Source organism: Lentzea sp. DG1S-22, from assembly GCF_036321065.1.
Lineage (GTDB): Bacteria > Actinomycetota > Actinomycetes > Mycobacteriales > Pseudonocardiaceae > Lentzea > Lentzea jiangxiensis.
The window spans coordinates 6298705-6314105 of sequence record NZ_CP143276.1 but is presented as its reverse complement, the minus strand read 5'-3'; the positions used below and the strand labels follow the sequence as shown (position 1 = coordinate 6314105).

The following is a 15401-nucleotide window of genomic DNA, read 5'->3' as shown; positions in this document are numbered from 1 at the left end:
TCCCCGCCCCTCCTTACCTCTTGCCGTTCTTGGCGTACTCCGCGACCTTGTCCACGTTGGTCTTGTCGACGAAGCCGGGTCCGGTGAGGACGGGCTTGCCACCACCGAGCGTGTTGGCGTTGTCCTTGAAGAGCTTCAGCATCACGACAGGAAGGTAGCCCTGCTGGTACTGCTGCTGGTCGACGGCGAAGAGCACCTCGCCCGCCTTGATCGCGCTGACCACGTCGGCGTTGAGGTCGAACGTCGCGACCTGCGCCTTGGAGCCCGCGCCCTTGATGGCGGACGCCGCGTTCACGGCGACCTGCGGGTTGAGCGCCAGCACGCCGTCGACGGACGCGTCGGACTGCAGCTTGGCCTTGATGCGGGCCTCGATGTCGGTCGGGTTGGAGATGTCGACCTGGAGGTTCTCCACCGCGCCGCCGAAGCCGGAGCGGGCGCCGTCGCAGCGCTGGTTGAGGCCCGAGTTGCCGGCCTCGTGGATCACGCAGAGCAGCTTGGTCTTACCGGCGGCCTTGAGCTTCTTGCCGGCTTCCTCACCGGCGATCGTCTCCTCCTGGCCGACGTGCGCCATGGCGCCGAACTCCGCGCTCTTCGCGCTGCCGGAGTTGATCGTGATGACCGGGATGCCGGCCTTCACCGCGTTCTCGACGGACGTCTTGAGCGCGTCCGGGTTCGCCATCGACACCACGATGCCGCCGACCTTCTGCGACACGGCGTTGTCGATCAGCTTGGCCTGGGCGCCGGGGTCGCCGTCGGAGTTGTACGTGACGCCGACGCCGAGCTGCTTGCCCGCGTCCTCGGCGCCGACCTTCACGACGCTCCAGAACGCGTCACCCGCGGTGCCGTGCGTGATGACGGACACCTTGAGGTCACCCGAGGTCTGCGAGCTGTTGTTGCCGCCGGTGTTCTGCGTGCCGGTACCGGTGGGACCGCTGCACGCGGCGAGTAGAGCAACACCCGCGAGCGCCACGCCCGCGCGGATGACCAAGCGAGACTTCATCGTCTCCAGTCCCTTCAGAGGATCCTGCTGAGGTGCGCAAGGCTGCGCGCGGTGTCCTGGAGTGGCTTGTCCACCGGACTTCCGTGCTCGAGCCGGGTGTCCTGCTCGAGCACGAACCAACCGGTGTAGCCCGCCTGTTGAACGGACTGCACCAGTGCTTCCACGTCCACGTCGCCGTCCCCGAGCGGCACGTAGATGCCCCGTTCCACGGCATCGGTGTAGCTGAGCTCGCCGCTGCGCACCTTCGCCGCGATCTCGCCACGCACGTCCTTGAGGTGCACGTGGCCGACGCGGTCCGGGTAGCGGCGCGCCAGCTCGACCGGGTCCGTGCCACCGATGAGCAGGTGGCCGGTGTCCAGGCAGAGCGGGAGATCGGAGTCCGCGAGGAACCGCTCGACCTCCGCCTCCCGCTCGACGTGGGTGCCCACGTGCGGGTGCAGCACGGTGCGCAGACCGTGCTCCGCGGCGATCTCGCGGATCTTCGCGCAGGTGTCGACGAGGGTCTTCCACTCGTCGTCGGTGAGCTTCGGCGTCTCGTCGTAGCCGTCCAGCCCGGTCGCGGCGGCGAGGACGAGGACCTCGGCGCCGCCGGCCCGCAGGATCGCGGCCACGCGGGCGGCTTCGTCCAGGGTGGACCGGACGTCGGTGTGCAGGGTGACGGCGAGGAAGCCGCCGACCAGCGTCAGCTCGTGCCCGCCCAGCAACGCCTTCAGGGCTTCGGGGTCCGCGGGAAGGTAGTCGGGCGGGCCGAGCTCCGTGGCGGTGAGGCCCAGGGAGCGCATCTCGCCCAGCACCGTCTCGGACGGGAGCACGTCGCCCCAGCCCGGTACCTCGCACACGCCCCAGGAGATCGGTGCCCCAGCGATCTTCGCCATGCCTAGTTCCCCTCGATCCTCACCGGTGCGCCGCTGCGGCGCGACTGCTCACAAGCTTCTGCCAGGCGAAGACTGATCAAACTCTCTCGCGCCGGGGACGGATTCGCGACCTCGCCCCTGATGACCTGCGTGAACAGGTTCATCTCGTTGACGTACGCGCGGTGGAAGCGCTCCGGGAAGCCGGGGTAGGCGTCCGCGCCGGCCACGTGACCGCCGGGTTCGAGCGAGTTCAGCGGGGTGCGCGGGTCGACGCCCGCGACGAGCGAGTCCTTGCTGCCCATGACCTCGATGCGGTGGTCGTAGCCGACCGGGTCGTGCCGCCCGCCGGCCAGCGTGGCGTGCGCGCCACCCGCGAACTTCAGCAGCACGACGGCGTTGTCCACGTCGTCGGCGTCCGCGAACGCCTGGTGCACCAGGACCGAGCCGCTCGCGTAGACCTCGACGACCGGCTCGCCGACCAGCCACGGCACGCAGTCGAGGTCGTGGATCAGCAGGTCGCGGAAGATGCCGCCCGAGGCCGGGAGGTAGGAGAAGTCGGGCGGGTTGGCGTCGTTGCCGATGGCCCTGACCAGGTAGACGTCCCCGACCTCTCCCGCGCGGACGCGGCGGTGCAGCTCGTGGATCGCCGGGTCGAAGCGGCGCTGGAAGCCCACCAGCACCTCGACACCGGACTTCTCGACGTCCTCGACCAGAGCCGTCATCTCGGCGACGTCGCTCGCGATCGGCTTCTCGCACAGCGTGGGAACGCCCCTGGCGATGGCCGCGCGCAGCATCTCGGGGTGGGTGTTCGTCGGGGTGGCCAGCAGGACGCCGTCGACGTCGCCCAGCAGCGCGTCGAGGTCGTCGACCGCCTTGGTCCCGGCGAGCTGCGCCGACGCCTGCGCTGCGCGACCGGGCACCGGGTCGAAGAGGAGCACCTCGTCGACCCCGTCCAGCGCGGCGAGGTTGGTCGCGTGCATGGTGCCGATCCTGCCGACACCCGCTACTCCGATCCGCATCGCAGGTTTCCCCTGTTCATGAGCCCGATGTGTTAGAGCGCTCTATTGGTTGGAGCGCTCTAATGCTGTAGCTTGCGTCACACGGGTGTCAAGGGTGCGTTTCCTGCCCGTGACGTGAGGGGAGGTGTTGCCGGTGGTCAGGCCGACGATGGAAGACGTCGCCCTGCGCGCGGGGGTGTCGCGCGCACTGGTGTCACTGGTGATGCGCGGCTCGCCCAAGGTGAGCGAGCTGCGGCGCACCGCTGTGCTGAAGGCCGCGGAGGAGCTGGGGTACTCCCCGCACGCCATGGCGAGGTCGCTGGCCTCGCGCACGTCGACAGTCCTGGGCGTGATGGTGTCCGACCTGCACAACGCGTTCTTCGCCGAGGTCGTGGACGGCATCGACGAGGTGGCCCGCGAGCAGGGGTTCGACATCATCATCAACACCGGCGGCCGCTCGCCCGCCCGCGAACGCCGGGCCCTGGAGTCGCTGCTGTCCTTCCGGCCCGCCGGGCTGGTGCTGCTGTCGCCCGTCGTGCCGGCGACCGCCATCGGCAAGGCGGCCGAGCAACTGCCCGTCGTGCTGGTGGCGCGGTCGTCACGGGTGTCCACTGTGGATACCGTGAACGACGACGGCGAGACGGGCGCCCGCCTGGCCGTCGACCACCTGGTGTCGTTGGGGCACAAGCGCATCGCTCACCTGGACGGCGGTGAGGGCTCCCAGGCCGGGCCGCGCCGGCGTGGGTACGTCGCCGCCATGGAGTCGCACGGGCTCGTGCCCCAGGTCGTGCCGTCCGAGTACACCGACGCGGCGGGCGCGCGGGCGATCCGTGGGTTGATCGAGGGCAACGCCCTGCCCACGGCCATCCTGTCCTGCAACGACTTCAACGCCGTCGGCGCCATCTCGGCCCTGGAGGACGCCGGGCTGCGCGTGCCCGCCGACGTTTCCGTCGTGGGGTACGACAACACGTCGCTGGCCGCGCTGCGCCACGTCTCGCTGACCACGATCGACCAGCCCCGTGCCGAGTTCGGGCGGCTGGCCGCTTCCGCGCTGCTGCAACGGGTTCGTGACGGCCGAACCGAACCCGTGCGCCATCTGCTGAACCCCTCTCTCGTCGTACGGACCACGACAGCTCCCCCAGGAGGACCGCGTTGAGCACCATCCCCCACTGGATCGACGGCGCCCGCACCGCCGGGGTGTCGTCCCGGACCTCTGACGTCTTCGACCCCGCCACCGGGGCGGTCGCCGCGCAGGTCGTGCTCGCCGAGCAGGCCGACGTCGACCTCGCCGTCTCGTCCTCGCTGAAGGCGGCCCGGTCGTGGTCGGAGTCGTCGCTGTCGACGCGGTCGCGGATCCTCTTCGAGTACCGCCACCTGCTGCACACCCACCGCGACGAGCTCGCCGCGATCATCACGTCCGAGCACGGCAAGGTGCTCTCGGACGCGGCCGGTGAGGTGCAGCGCGGCCTGGAGGTCGTCGAGTTCGCGTGCGGCATCCCGCAGCTGCTCAAGGGCGAGCACTCCGAGCAGGTCTCGCGCGGGGTCGACGCCTACTCGCTGCGGCAGCCGCTGGGGGTGGTCGCGGGCATCACGCCGTTCAACTTCCCCGTGATGGTGCCGATGTGGATGTTCCCCGTCGCCATCGCCTGCGGGAACACGTTCGTGCTGAAGCCCTCCGAGCGCGACCCGTCCGCGTCGGTGCGGCTGGCCGAGCTGTTCCAGGAGGCCGGCCTGCCCGACGGCGTGCTCAACGTGCTCCAGGGCGACGCCTTCGCGGTCAACGCCCTGCTCGACCACCCGGACGTCGCCGCGGCGTCGTTCGTCGGCTCCACCCCGATCGCGCGGCACGTGTACTCGCGCGGCACGGCGGCCGGCAAGCGCGTGCAGGCCCTCGGTGGCGCGAAGAACCACATGGTCGTCCTGCCCGACGCCGACCTCGACGTGGCCGCCGACGCCGCCGTTTCCGCCGGGTACGGCTCCGCCGGCGAACGGTGCATGGCGATCTCCGTGGTCGTGGCCGTGGGGTCCGCCGGGGACGAGCTGGTCGCGAAGATCGCGGAACGGACCCGCGGGCTGCACCCGTCCGTGCTGCCCGGCACCGACCCCGCCGCGCAGATGGGCCCGCTGGTCACCGGGGCGCACCGGGACCGCGTGCGGTCCTACGTGGACGCGGGCGAGGCCGCGGGCGCGTCCCTGGTCGTCGACGGGCGGGGTCACGCGCCCGAGGGCCACGAGGACGGCTTCTGGCTGGCGCCGACGTTGTTCGACCACGTCACGCCCGAGATGACGATCTACACCGACGAGATCTTCGGGCCGGTGCTCTCGGTCGTGCGCGCCGAGACGTTCGAGGACGCCCTGGAGCTGGTGAACGCCAACCCGTACGGCAACGGCACCGCGATCTACACCGGGGACGGGCTCGCCGCGCGCGAGTTCCAGCGGCGGGTGCACGTCGGCATGGTCGGCATCAACGTGCCGATCCCCGTCCCGATGGCCTACTACTCGTTCGGCGGGTGGAAGGACTCGCTGTTCGGCGACACGCACGTGCATGGTGCCGAGGGCGTGCGGTTCTACACGCGCGCCAAGGCCGTGACGGCGCGGTGGCCGCAGCAGCACGGCGTGAACCTGGGCTTCCCGACGCACGGCTGATCCGTTCGGAGCAACGGCCGCCTCGCCGCGAGGCGGCCGTTGTCGTACCTGGTACGAACCAATCGAAGAGCGAACAACTCGCTGATCTGGACCGACGAACTAAGCGAACGATTGTCCTGCTTAAAATTTCCGCGGTTCGCCGATCATGGAATAGCAGTGCGCGGATCATCGGCTCGACAAAGACGCTGGACACACAGGTAGTATCCGCGTTCACAGCCGAACAACTCTCCTTCTTTCTCGCGGGCAAGCCGCTGCCCGTTACAGATGTCGCGGGAAAGGGAGAGGAACGCCGCAAGCAGGAGGATCGACCACGATGTCGCCCAGCGAGGACGACAGTCCGTTCGCGACGGCATGCCGCGCCGCCACCGGTTGCGAATTCATCCGCGCTCTCGACGGGTTGCGCAGATCCAGGGAGCTGTCGTTCCGGCAGGTCTCGGACAACGCCGGCGGCCTGGTCCTGGCGAAGAGCTCCGCGCACGCGATGTGCACCTATCGGATGCCGAAGCACGAGGAAGCGCTGAGAGCCTTCCTGACCGGCTGCGGCGAGCCGGAGGAGGCGCAGGAGCTGTGGGTCGGTCAGTGGCGGCGCGTGACGGCCTCCCGCGCCAACAGGAGGCCGCACCCCGCTGCTCAGCTGGTCCAAAGCTCGGCCAGGGGCTTCTCACCACCGGAGTAGCATTCCGGCGTCCGCGAGCCTAACGTCGCCCACGGGTTACGACTAGACAGTTGGACGACATTGGACGTTGTCGTTCCGAACAATTGTCCCCGGACGTGGTCAGAAGCTCCTGAGAACATGCCAAAAAGTGGACATTTGGACGTCGTTGGACGGCTTTGCACGCCGATGGACGGCACGCGGAAAAACCTGGACGACGATTCGGTTGGCAATCACCCGTGTGAGTGACATGCTCGTGGTCGAGCCGCTCTGTCGCACAGTCCGCGGCAACGCCAATTGACCGCGCAGACGATTTCCGGCATCCGGCTTTTCGTTGTTCTGCCAATCAGCTGGTCCACCCGGCGCACGGTGACGCCTGCGCCGGGCCCCACCCCAGGAGTTTCGGATGACCACGACCCCCTACAGCGGGGCTCTGCACCCCCGCCGGCGGTGCTCCCCCTCCGGATCGAGCACCGTGCTGCTCGCGGCGCTCGCGTTTCCCTTCACCGGCTGGATGCTCGGGCAGGGCCACTCGCCGGTCGCCGCCATCGCCACGACGAGCGCGGTCCTGGCCGTGACGGTCGCGCTGGGCGGCAGCCGGCCGCTGACCGCGAGGTTCGGCCCGCTGCCGCCCGCCGGTCCGATGGTGATCTGGCAGGAAGAGCAGCGATGACCTACCCGGAGGGCGATCCGCTCGAGCGCCTCAACCGGCTCTGGTCCCAGCTAGTGTCCGGGCTGTCCCGGCCGGGCCGGCGGGCGGAGGCGATCGCCGCGTACCGCGAGGTGAGCGCACTGCTCACCGCCGAGCTCGGCATCGGGCCCGACCCGGTGCGGCCGCTGGTCGCGACGTCGACCGCGGAGCTGCGGGCCGCGACCGAGGCGGAGTTCGTCGAGCTGCTGCGGACGATCCACGCGCGGTCCGGGCTGACGCTGCCGGAGCTGTCGCGGCGGGCGGGGCAGGTGCTGCCGCGCAGCCAGGTCTACTCGCTGCTCAAGCGCGCCAGGCTGCCGACGAAGCCCGAGCAGGTGCGGACGTTCGTGACGATCTGCGGGCTGCCGGAACCGCAGGTCGCCCGCGTGATGGAGCTGTGGGCGACGTTGCGCGAGCAGACCGAGCTCGCCGTCAGAGGGCCCGAGGACGAGAAGCCGTTCGCGATCCTGATCGTGCGCAGCGCATGAGAAAGCCCCCGCCCGGTTCCTGGGCGGGGGCTTGCACACGACGCGTTCAGGCGTCCATCTTCTCACGCTCCGGCGCGGCGGCCGCGGCGGGGGTCTTCGGCAGGAACTTCCTGATCAGCGGGAAGAACAGGATCACCAGGATGACGACGTAGACGATGACCGCCATCGGGCTGTTGACCAGGCCGGTCAGCGAGCCGTCGGAGAGCTGCAGCGAGCGCCGCATCTGCTGTTCCGCGGCCGGGCCGAGGATCACGCCGATGATCGCGGGCAGCACCGGCAGGCCGTAGCGGCGCATGCCGAAGCCCAGCAGGCCGATCACGAACATCAGCAGCAGGTCGAAGATGTCCGCGTTGACCGCGTAGGCGCCGACCGAGGCGAAGAACAGGATGCCCGCGTAGAGGTACGGCCGCGGGATGCGCAGCAGCTTCGCCCACAGCGGGGCCAGCGGCAGGTTCAGGACCAGCAGCAGGGTGAGGCCGATGAACAGCGACGCGATCAGCGCCCACACCAGGCCGGACTCGCGCTGGAACAGCAACGGGCCGGGCTGGATGCCGTACTGCTGGAACGCCGCGAGCATGACCGCCGCGACCGCCGTGGTGGGCAGGCCCAGGGTCAGCATCGTGACCAGGGTGCCCGCGGCGGAGGCCGACGCCGTGGACTCCGGGCCCGCGACGCCCTCGATGGCGCCCTTGCCGAACTCGTCCTTGTGCTTGGAGAGCCGCTTCTCCGCCACGTACGACAGGAAGGTCGGGATCTCCGCGCCGCCGGCCGGGATGGCGCCGAACGGGAAGCCGATCGCCGGGCCGCGCAGCCACGGCTTCCAGGTGCGCTTCAGGTCCGCCTTCGACAGCCACGGGCGGCCGACCGGGATCGGCTCGAACGGCTTGCGGCGCAGGTGGGCGGCCACCCACAGGGCCTCGCCGACCGCGAACAGCGCCACGGCGACCACGACGATGTCGATGCCGTCGGCCAGGTGCAGCGAGCCGAACGTCAGGCGCTGCTGACCGGTCATCTCGTCCAGGCCGACCAGGCCGAGCGTCAGGCCGATGAGCAACGACGCGAAGCCGCGGATCCGCGAGGCGCCGAGCACCGAGGTGACGGCGATGAACGCGAGCACCATGACGGCGAACAGGTCCGGTGCGCCGATGTCGACGGCGTGCTTGGCGACGAACGGGGCCAGCAGGACGATCAGGACCGTGCCGATGATGCCGCCGGTGAAGTGGCCGATGGCCGCCGCGGCAAGCGCTTGCGCACCCCGGCCCTTGCGGGCCATGGGATTGCCTTCGAACGCCGCCACTACCGCGGCGCTCTCACCCGGCGTGTTGAGCAGGATCGACGTGGTCGAGCCGCCGAACATGCCGCCGTAGTAGATGCCCGCGAACATGATGAACGCGCCGGTCGGCTCCATGCCGTAGGTGACGGGCAGCAGCAGCGCCACCGCCATGGCCGGGCCGATGCCCGGCAGGACGCCGATCGCGGTGCCGAGCAGCACGCCGACGGCGGCGAGCAGCAGGTGCGTCGGCGTCAGCGCGGTGGCGAAGCCGTCGAGCAGTTGTTCCACCTAGAACACCTCCATCAACGGGCCACCGGGGAGCGGGACGCCGAGCAGGTTGTTGAACATCACGAACGTGAAGATCGAGAGACCGGCCGCGATCAGCGGGTCGCGCACCAGGTTGCGGCTGCCGAGCGCGTAGGCCGCGCCCCAGAACAGGATCGCGCCGGAGATGGGGAACCCGACCACGCCGATCAGGGCGGCGTTCGCGAGGAAGGCGCCGCACAGCAGCAGGACCGTGCGCCAGTCGGCGGGGGCGGACAGGTCGACGTCCTCGCCCGCCTCGGCCTCGCCCTTGCCGCCGCGCAGGACGTCGCGGGCCAGCAGCGCGGCGACGACCAGCAGCAGCGAGCCCACGAGGATCGGCACCGCCTTCGGGCCGACGGGACCGCGCTGGGCGAAGTCGGTGGGGATGCGCAGCGCGTCGGTGAGCACCAGCACGCCGAGCACGACCAGCAGGGCGCAGATGCCCAGCTCGGAGTGTTCGCGGAGCCAGCTCCTGCGCTCCGGCTTCGTCACGGTCGTCATGCCAGCCCCAAGTCCTTGAGCACCGTTGCCACCCGCTTGTTCTCGTTGTCCAGGAAGGTCCCGAACTCGTCTCCCGGCGCGAAGGCGTCCGTCCACCCGTTGCGCTGCAGCGCTTCTTTCCACTGCGGCGTCCTCTGCAGGTTCTGGAAGACCTCGACCAGCTTCGCCCTGTCGGTCGGCGAGATGCCGGGCGGCGCGACGATCCCGCGCCAGTTGGTGAACTCGACGTCCACACCGGACTGCCGCAGCGTCGGCGCGTCGATGCCCTCGATGCGGTCCCCGCTCGTCACCGCGAGGACCCTCAGCGTCCCGGCCTGGATCTGGTCGCGGTACTCGCCGACGCCCGAGACGCCGAACGCGACCTTGCCGCCGAGCACCGACGCGAGCAGCTCGCCACCGCCGTCGAACGGGATGTAGTTGACCGTCTTCGGCTCCAGGCCCACGGCCTTCGCCATCAGCATCGGCGCCAGGTGGTCGGGACCGCCGGGAGCCGAACCGCCGCCGACCGTCACGGTGCCGGGGTTGGCCCTCCAGGCGTCGACGAGCTGCTGCATCGACGTGTACGGCGAGTCCTTCGCCACCACGACGATGTCCGGTTCCTCGATCAGCTTCGCGATCGGGGTGGTGTCGAGCAGCGAGTTCGGCGACTTGTTCGTGTACACCGCGCCCACGACGCCCAGGCCCATCGACATGATCAGCTTGCCGTTGCCGCGCTCACCGACCGTGCGCCCGAGCCCGACCGTGCCACCCGCGCCGGGGAGGTTGAACACCTCGGCGTTGCGCAGCAGGTCCGCGTCCTCCATGGCCTTCGCCGCCGTACGGGCCGTGATGTCGTACCCGCCGCCGGGCGCGTTCGGCACCAGCACCCGCAGCGCGCGCACCTGGTTCGTTTCGCCGCTGTCCGCACCCGGCGTCAGCAGCGGTGGCACGAGCAGGACGGCGAGCAACGCCGTCGCCACCGCCACCCACACCTTCACCGACACTGTGATCCCCGCCTCTCGTCCGCGTGGTTGGACATGTTGCACTCGTGTAAACCTGGATGTCGCTCTTGCGCTTTTAAGGTTTCTTTCGGTCTTTTTGGTCACGGGAGGTGACATGCGCCGCCGCCGTTCCCTGGCCAGCCAGCTCCTCGCCTGGCAACTCGTAGTCGTCACGTTGCTGCTGGTCGCGGTGGGCGCGCTGACGGTCGTCCAGACGGGCGGCAACTTTCGCTCCAACGAGGAACGCCGGATGCTGGCGGTCGCGGAGACGGTGGCCGCGAACTCGCTGGTCCAGGAGCGGATGGGCAACTGGCGCGAGCTGTCCGCGCCCGCCGAGACGGCCCGCAGCCTGTCCGGCGCCTCCTACGTGCTGATCCTCGACGACCGGCGGCTCGTGATCGCCTCGCCGGACCCGGCGCAGATCGGGTCCACCCTGGACACGAGGACGACCGCGCTCGAAGGCCGGTCCTGGACGGGCACGGCCGGCGACTCGATCGAGGCGCACGTGCCGGTGTTCGACCCGGTCAGCCGCAGGGTCAACGGCATGGTGGTCGCGGGCGCGGAGGACCCCGGCGTCTTCGCCGGCGCGCTGGAGCAGCCCGTCGACGTGCTGCGCTACCTGGCGATCGCGTTGATCATCGGCGTCACCGGCTCACTGCTGCTGGCGCGCCGCGTCAAGAACCAGACGCTCGGGCTGGAGCCGCACGAGATCACCGCGCTGGTCGAGAACCGCGAGGCGTTGCTGCACGGCATCCGCGAGGGCGTCGTCGGTCTCGACGGTCAGAACCGGATCACGCTGGTCAACGACCACGCGAGCGACCTGCTCGCGTTGCCGGAGGACTCGGTCGGCCGCTCGGTCGAGGAGCTGGAGCTCAACGACCGGCTGCGCGACGTGCTGACGGGCCGTGCGACCGGTGTCGACCAGCTCGTGCTGCGGCAGGGCGTCGTGCTGACGTTGAACCGCATGCCGATCGAGGGTGGCGAGGGCGCGGTCGTGACGCTGCGGGACCGCACGGAGCTCCTCGCGCTGCAGCACGAGCTCGACGCCTCGCAGCACGCGACGGACACGCTGCGGGCGCAGGCGCACGAGTTCGCGAACCGGCTGCACACCATCGCCGGCCTGATCGCGCTGAAGGAGTACGACGAGGTCACCCACTACATTCACCAGATCAGCTCGGCGCAGGACCAGTGGCGGACCGAGGTCGGCTCGGCGATCGGCGACTCCGCCGTGGCCGCGCTGCTGATCGCCAAGGCGTCGCTCGCGGCCGAACGCGGCACGGCGCTGCGGCTCGCCCCGGACAGCGTGCTGGGCAGGGTCGACGAGGCGTTGTCGGCGGATCTGGTGATGGTGCTGGGAAATCTCGTCGACAACGCGCTGGACGCGCTGAGCTCGTTGAGCTCCGACGGCGCGGGGAAGTGGATCGAGGTGGGTGTGGTGCAGCTGGACGACGAGGTCCAGGTCGTGGTGCGCGACTCGGGTCCGGGCGTGGCTCCGGAGCTCGCGGAAGAGGTGTTCCGGCACGGCTTCACGACCAAGGCGGCGTCGCACGGCGAACGCGGGATCGGGCTCGCGCTGATCAGGCGGGCCTGCCTGCGCCGCGGCGGTTCGGTGAGCGTGTCCGGGTCGGTCTTCACGGCAAGGCTGCCCTGGTGATCCGGGTGCTGGTCGTCGACGACGACTTCATGGTGGCCAAGGTGCACAGCGGGTACGTGGCGCGCACCGAGGGGTTCGAGGTCGTGGGCGTCGCGCACAACGGCGCGGACGCGTTGCGGCTGGTCGCGTCGCTGAAGCCGGACCTGGTGCTGCTCGACGTCTACCTGCCGGACGTGAACGGGCTCGAAGTGCTGAAGTCGTTGCGCGCCAACGAGGACGTGGACGTCATCGTCATCACCGCCGCGACGGACGTGGACACCGTGCGCAGTGCGATGCGCGGTGGCGTGCTGCACTACCTGATCAAGCCGTTCGACCACTCGGCGCTGCGCGACCAGCTCGCGCACTTCGCGGCGCTGCGGGAGAAGCTGCGCGGGCTCGCCTCGGCCGGGCAGGCGGACGTGGACCAGGTGTTCGGTGCGCGACCGACGTCGAAACCGTTGCTGCCCAAGGGTTTGACGCCGGAGACGGCGCGGCTCGTCGAGGGTGCCCTGAGGTCGCGCCCGGAGGGCCTGTCGGCGTCGGAGTGCGCCTCGACGACCGGCGTCGCGCGGGTGAGCGCGCGCCGGTACCTGGAGCACTTCGTGTCGACGGGACGGGCCGAGGTCCGGCTGCGGTACGGCGGAACCGGCCGCCCCGAACGGATCTACGCGCTAGTCCCAGGAGCCTGAACGGCCGCGCTTGGTCTCCGCACGCCGCTTCTTCCCGGCGATGCGCCGTTCCTTCGAGCCCTTGGTGGGCTTCGTCGCCCGGCGCACCGGCGGTGGCGGCGCGGCGGCGGCCCGCAGGACCGCGGCCAGGCGTTCGCGGGCCGCGGCGCGGTTCTGCAGCTGCGCGCGGTGCTCGGACGCGGCGATCGTGAGCACGCCGTCGACGAGCCGGCCCGCCAGCCTGTCGAGCATCCGGGCCTTGAGGTGATCGGGGATCGACGGCGAGGCAGCCAGGTCGAACGAGAGCTCCACACGGCTGTCCGCCGTGTTCACCCCCTGCCCGCCCGGCCCACCCGACCTGGAAAAACGCTCGCGCAACTCGGACGCCGGCACCACCAGCGTCCGAGTCACGGCCACGTCGTTCATGCCTCCAGGTTAGAAGGTGAGGCCCGGCAGTGTCGCGATCTTTATCAGGGCGTCCCTGCCGAGGACCGGGGCCGGCCTGCTCGGCGCGGAGCTCCAGTCGGACAAACCGGGGACGTCGGGGACGAACGCCCCGAGGTTGGTGCTGCGGATCTCGACGTACGTGCCGTCCGGGCGGTACGCGCGCACGTCGTGCGCCAGCAGGCCGTCCTCGCGGCGCGACAGGCTGGACCGCACCTCGATGCCGTCGACGTTCTCGATCCGGCAGTCCGCGCCCTCCTCGGGCAGGCACGCGGGGGCCTTCGCGCCGGGATCGCGGTACAGCAGGACCGTCAGGGCGCTGGAACCCTGCGCGTCCACCAGCAACGCCGCCGCCTGGCGCCTTCCGTCGCGTTCGAAGAACTGCAGCGCCTTCGCTCCCGGCACGTCCTCCGCCTTCACGCCCGGCGGGACGACTCCGGCATTGCGCAGGATCACCGTGAGCCGGGCGTTCTGGTCGAGGACCGGGGCCGCTTCGCTCACCTGGTTGCTGCTCGCCTTCTGCGGCGACGCCAGGTAGCCGACCGTGCCGAACCCCGCCAGCAGCACGAACGCCAGCGCGCCCGCGATCGCGGTGCGGCGGCGCACCAGCTTCGTCCGGCCCCTCCGGATCACCTCGGAGGTGTGGATGCGCGACGCCGGCTCGTCCTCCAGCAGGTCGCGCAGCGCGGCGAGCCCCTTGGCGGCCTGGCTCTTCACCGTGCCCTCCGTCCTGCCGAGGATGCGGGCGGTCTCGGTGATGCTCAGGTCCTCCCAGTACCGCAGCACGACGACAGCGCGCTGCCCGGCGGGCAGCGCGTTGAGCGCCTCGCGCAGGTCCAGGTCGGTCGTGGTGTCCACGACCGCGCTCTCGGGCACGGTGTCGACGATGCGTTCGCGCTGGAAGAAGCCGCGCCGGGTCTCGTCGATGGCGGTGCGCACGAGCACCTTGCGCGCGTAGGCGTCGACGCTGTCCTTGCGCACGCGCGACCAGGCCACGTACATCTTGATCAACGCCTGCTGGACGATGTCCTCCGCGCGGTGCCAGTCGCCGCACAGCAGATAAGCCGTGCGGCGCATGACGAGAGCGCGTGCGTCGACGAACTCCCCGAACTCGCGGTCCCGGTCCAAGTGCCCCTCCTCGGTCGCCGCTTGGTACGCGACGACCGGCTCAGGAGGTTGCCTCAGAAACGCGGGTGGTCGCCGACGAGGGCGGCGCCGCCCTCTTCGGACTTCGTGATCTCGCCGAGCACCCACGCCGGGACGTGGCGGGCGGTGAGCACGGCCAGCGCGCGGTCGACGTCCTCGGGCGCGACGACGGCGACCATGCCGACGCCCATGTTGAACGCCTTCTCCATCTCCCCGCGCTCCACGCGGCCGCGCTGGGCGATGAGCTGGAACACCGGCGCGGGCGTCCAGGTGCCGCGGTCGAGCTGCGCGTGCAGGCCCTGCGGCAGCACGCGGGCCAGGTTCGCGGCGAGGCCACCACCGGTGACGTGCGAGAACCCGCGGACCTCCGTCTCGGCGATCAGCGCCAGGCAGTCCTTGGCGTAGATCTTCGTCGGCTCCAGCAGCTCCTCGCCGAGGGTGCGGCCGAACTCCTCGACGTGGCCCTCGAGCGGCATGCGCGCGATCTCCAGCAGCACGTGCCGCGCGAGCGAGTAGCCGTTCGAGTGCAGGCCGGACGAGCCCATCGCGATCACGACGTCGCCGTCGCGGACCCTGTCCGGGCCGAGCAGCTTCGACTGCTCGACCACGCCGACGCCCGTGCCGGAGATGTCGTAGTCGTCGTCGCCCATCAGGCCGGGGTGCTCGGCCGTCTCGCCGCCGAGCAGTGCGCAGCCGGCCTGGACGCAGCCCTCGGCGATGCCCTTGACCAGCGCCGCGATCTTGTCGGGGACGACCCGGCCGACCGCGATGTAGTCCTGGACGAACAGCGGCTCGGCACCGCACACGACCAGGTCGTCGACGATCATGGCGACCAGGTCGATGCCGACCGTGTCGTGCTTGTCGAGCGCCTGCGCGATCGCGATCTTGGTGCCGACGCCGTCCGTCGACGAGGCGAGGACCGGCTCCTTCCAGCGGTCGAGCTTGAGCTGGAACAGGCCCGCGAAGCCGCCGATGCCGCCCAGAACCTCGGGCCGGTGCGCCTTGGCCGCCCACGGCTTGAGCTTCTCCACCGCCTCGTCACCTGCGGCGATACTGACTCCGGCGGCGGCGTAGGTGGCCTTGGCGCTGTCGGTCACGTCAACTTCTTCCACTTGGATATC

General features: G+C 70.5%; 16 protein-coding genes. 7 read left to right on the top strand and 9 right to left on the bottom strand.

Annotation, left to right across the window (positions count from 1 at the left end; all coding sequences use genetic code 11):
- Window positions 1-13: 13 nt before the first annotated feature.
- Genes V1227_RS29620 through V1227_RS29610 form a run of 3 tightly spaced genes read right to left on the bottom strand, consistent with a single transcriptional unit; the run spans window position 14 to window position 2873 of the window.
- The gene (locus V1227_RS29620; protein ID WP_329788648.1) at window positions 14-1000 is read right to left on the bottom strand and encodes a sugar ABC transporter substrate-binding protein; all 987 of its coding nucleotides are present in this window, start codon (window positions 998-1000) and stop codon (window positions 14-16) included.
- Window positions 1001-1014: 14 nt separating this feature from the next.
- Complete coding sequence (locus V1227_RS29615; RefSeq protein WP_329788647.1) at window positions 1015-1875, bottom strand: TIM barrel protein; 861 nt, start codon at window positions 1873-1875, stop codon at window positions 1015-1017.
- 2 nt (window positions 1876-1877) lie between these two features.
- Complete coding sequence (locus V1227_RS29610; protein ID WP_329788646.1) at window positions 1878-2873, bottom strand: Gfo/Idh/MocA family protein; 996 nt, start codon at window positions 2871-2873, stop codon at window positions 1878-1880.
- A 133-nt stretch (window positions 2874-3006) separates the two neighbouring features.
- On the opposite strand from V1227_RS29610, the gene V1227_RS29605 reads away from it, so the two are divergent.
- From V1227_RS29605 to V1227_RS29585, 5 genes are all read left to right on the top strand, one after another.
- The gene (locus tag V1227_RS29605; RefSeq protein WP_329788645.1) at window positions 3007-4008 is read left to right on the top strand and encodes a LacI family DNA-binding transcriptional regulator; all 1002 of its coding nucleotides are present in this window, start codon (window positions 3007-3009) and stop codon (window positions 4006-4008) included.
- On the top strand, window positions 4005-5498 hold the full coding sequence (locus V1227_RS29600) for a CoA-acylating methylmalonate-semialdehyde dehydrogenase (protein ID WP_329788644.1): 1494 nt from the start codon (window positions 4005-4007) through the stop codon (window positions 5496-5498). The genes V1227_RS29605 and V1227_RS29600 overlap by 4 nt, the downstream gene beginning before the upstream one ends.
- Before the next feature lie 313 nt (window positions 5499-5811).
- Window positions 5812-6174, top strand: a complete 363-nt coding sequence (locus tag V1227_RS29595) for a hypothetical protein (RefSeq protein WP_329788643.1) — start codon at window positions 5812-5814, stop codon at window positions 6172-6174.
- A gap of 382 nt (window positions 6175-6556) precedes the next feature.
- On the top strand, window positions 6557-6823 hold the full coding sequence (locus V1227_RS29590; protein ID WP_329788642.1) for a hypothetical protein: 267 nt from the start codon (window positions 6557-6559) through the stop codon (window positions 6821-6823).
- Window positions 6820-7329, top strand: a complete 510-nt coding sequence (locus tag V1227_RS29585) for a BTAD domain-containing putative transcriptional regulator (RefSeq protein ID WP_329788641.1) — start codon at window positions 6820-6822, stop codon at window positions 7327-7329. Before V1227_RS29590 ends, V1227_RS29585 begins: the two co-directional genes overlap by 4 nt.
- A gap of 46 nt (window positions 7330-7375) precedes the next feature.
- Here the strand turns inward: V1227_RS29585 and V1227_RS29580 are convergent, their stop codons facing one another.
- Genes V1227_RS29580 through V1227_RS29570 form a run of 3 tightly spaced genes read right to left on the bottom strand, consistent with a single transcriptional unit; the run spans window position 7376 to window position 10374 of the window.
- A complete protein-coding gene (locus tag V1227_RS29580) occupies window positions 7376-8890 on the bottom strand; it encodes a tripartite tricarboxylate transporter permease (RefSeq protein ID WP_329788640.1) in 1515 nt (504 codons plus the stop codon).
- Entirely contained in the window at window positions 8891-9409 is a 519-nt protein-coding gene (locus V1227_RS29575) for a tripartite tricarboxylate transporter TctB family protein (protein WP_329788639.1), read from the bottom strand.
- Window positions 9406-10374 (bottom strand): Bug family tripartite tricarboxylate transporter substrate binding protein, encoded by a 969-nt coding sequence (locus V1227_RS29570; protein WP_329794144.1) that lies wholly within the window; start codon window positions 10372-10374, stop codon window positions 9406-9408. The genes V1227_RS29575 and V1227_RS29570 overlap by 4 nt, the downstream gene beginning before the upstream one ends.
- A 130-nt stretch (window positions 10375-10504) precedes the next feature.
- Between V1227_RS29570 and V1227_RS29565 the strand changes: the two genes are divergently transcribed.
- Together V1227_RS29565 and V1227_RS29560 are read left to right on the top strand one after the other, a co-directional pair.
- A complete protein-coding gene (locus V1227_RS29565) occupies window positions 10505-12043 on the top strand; it encodes a sensor histidine kinase (protein ID WP_329788638.1) in 1539 nt (512 codons plus the stop codon).
- Window positions 12040-12711, top strand: coding sequence for a response regulator (locus V1227_RS29560; protein ID WP_090102561.1), 672 nt, complete (start codon window positions 12040-12042; stop codon window positions 12709-12711). Before V1227_RS29565 ends, V1227_RS29560 begins: the two co-directional genes overlap by 4 nt.
- Here V1227_RS29560 and arfB read toward each other — a convergent pair.
- From arfB to purM, 3 genes are read right to left on the bottom strand one after another with little or no spacing between them, the layout of a single operon-like run.
- Window positions 12694-13116, bottom strand: a complete 423-nt coding sequence (gene arfB, locus V1227_RS29555; protein WP_329788637.1) for an alternative ribosome rescue aminoacyl-tRNA hydrolase ArfB — start codon at window positions 13114-13116, stop codon at window positions 12694-12696. The genes V1227_RS29560 and arfB overlap by 18 nt on opposite strands.
- 9 nt (window positions 13117-13125) lie before the next feature.
- Entirely contained in the window at window positions 13126-14262 is a 1137-nt protein-coding gene (locus V1227_RS29550) for a SigE family RNA polymerase sigma factor (protein WP_329788636.1), read from the bottom strand.
- A 53-nt stretch (window positions 14263-14315) separates the two neighbouring features.
- Entirely contained in the window at window positions 14316-15377 is a 1062-nt protein-coding gene (purM, locus tag V1227_RS29545) for a phosphoribosylformylglycinamidine cyclo-ligase (protein WP_329788635.1), read from the bottom strand.
- Window positions 15378-15401 lie beyond the last annotated feature (24 nt).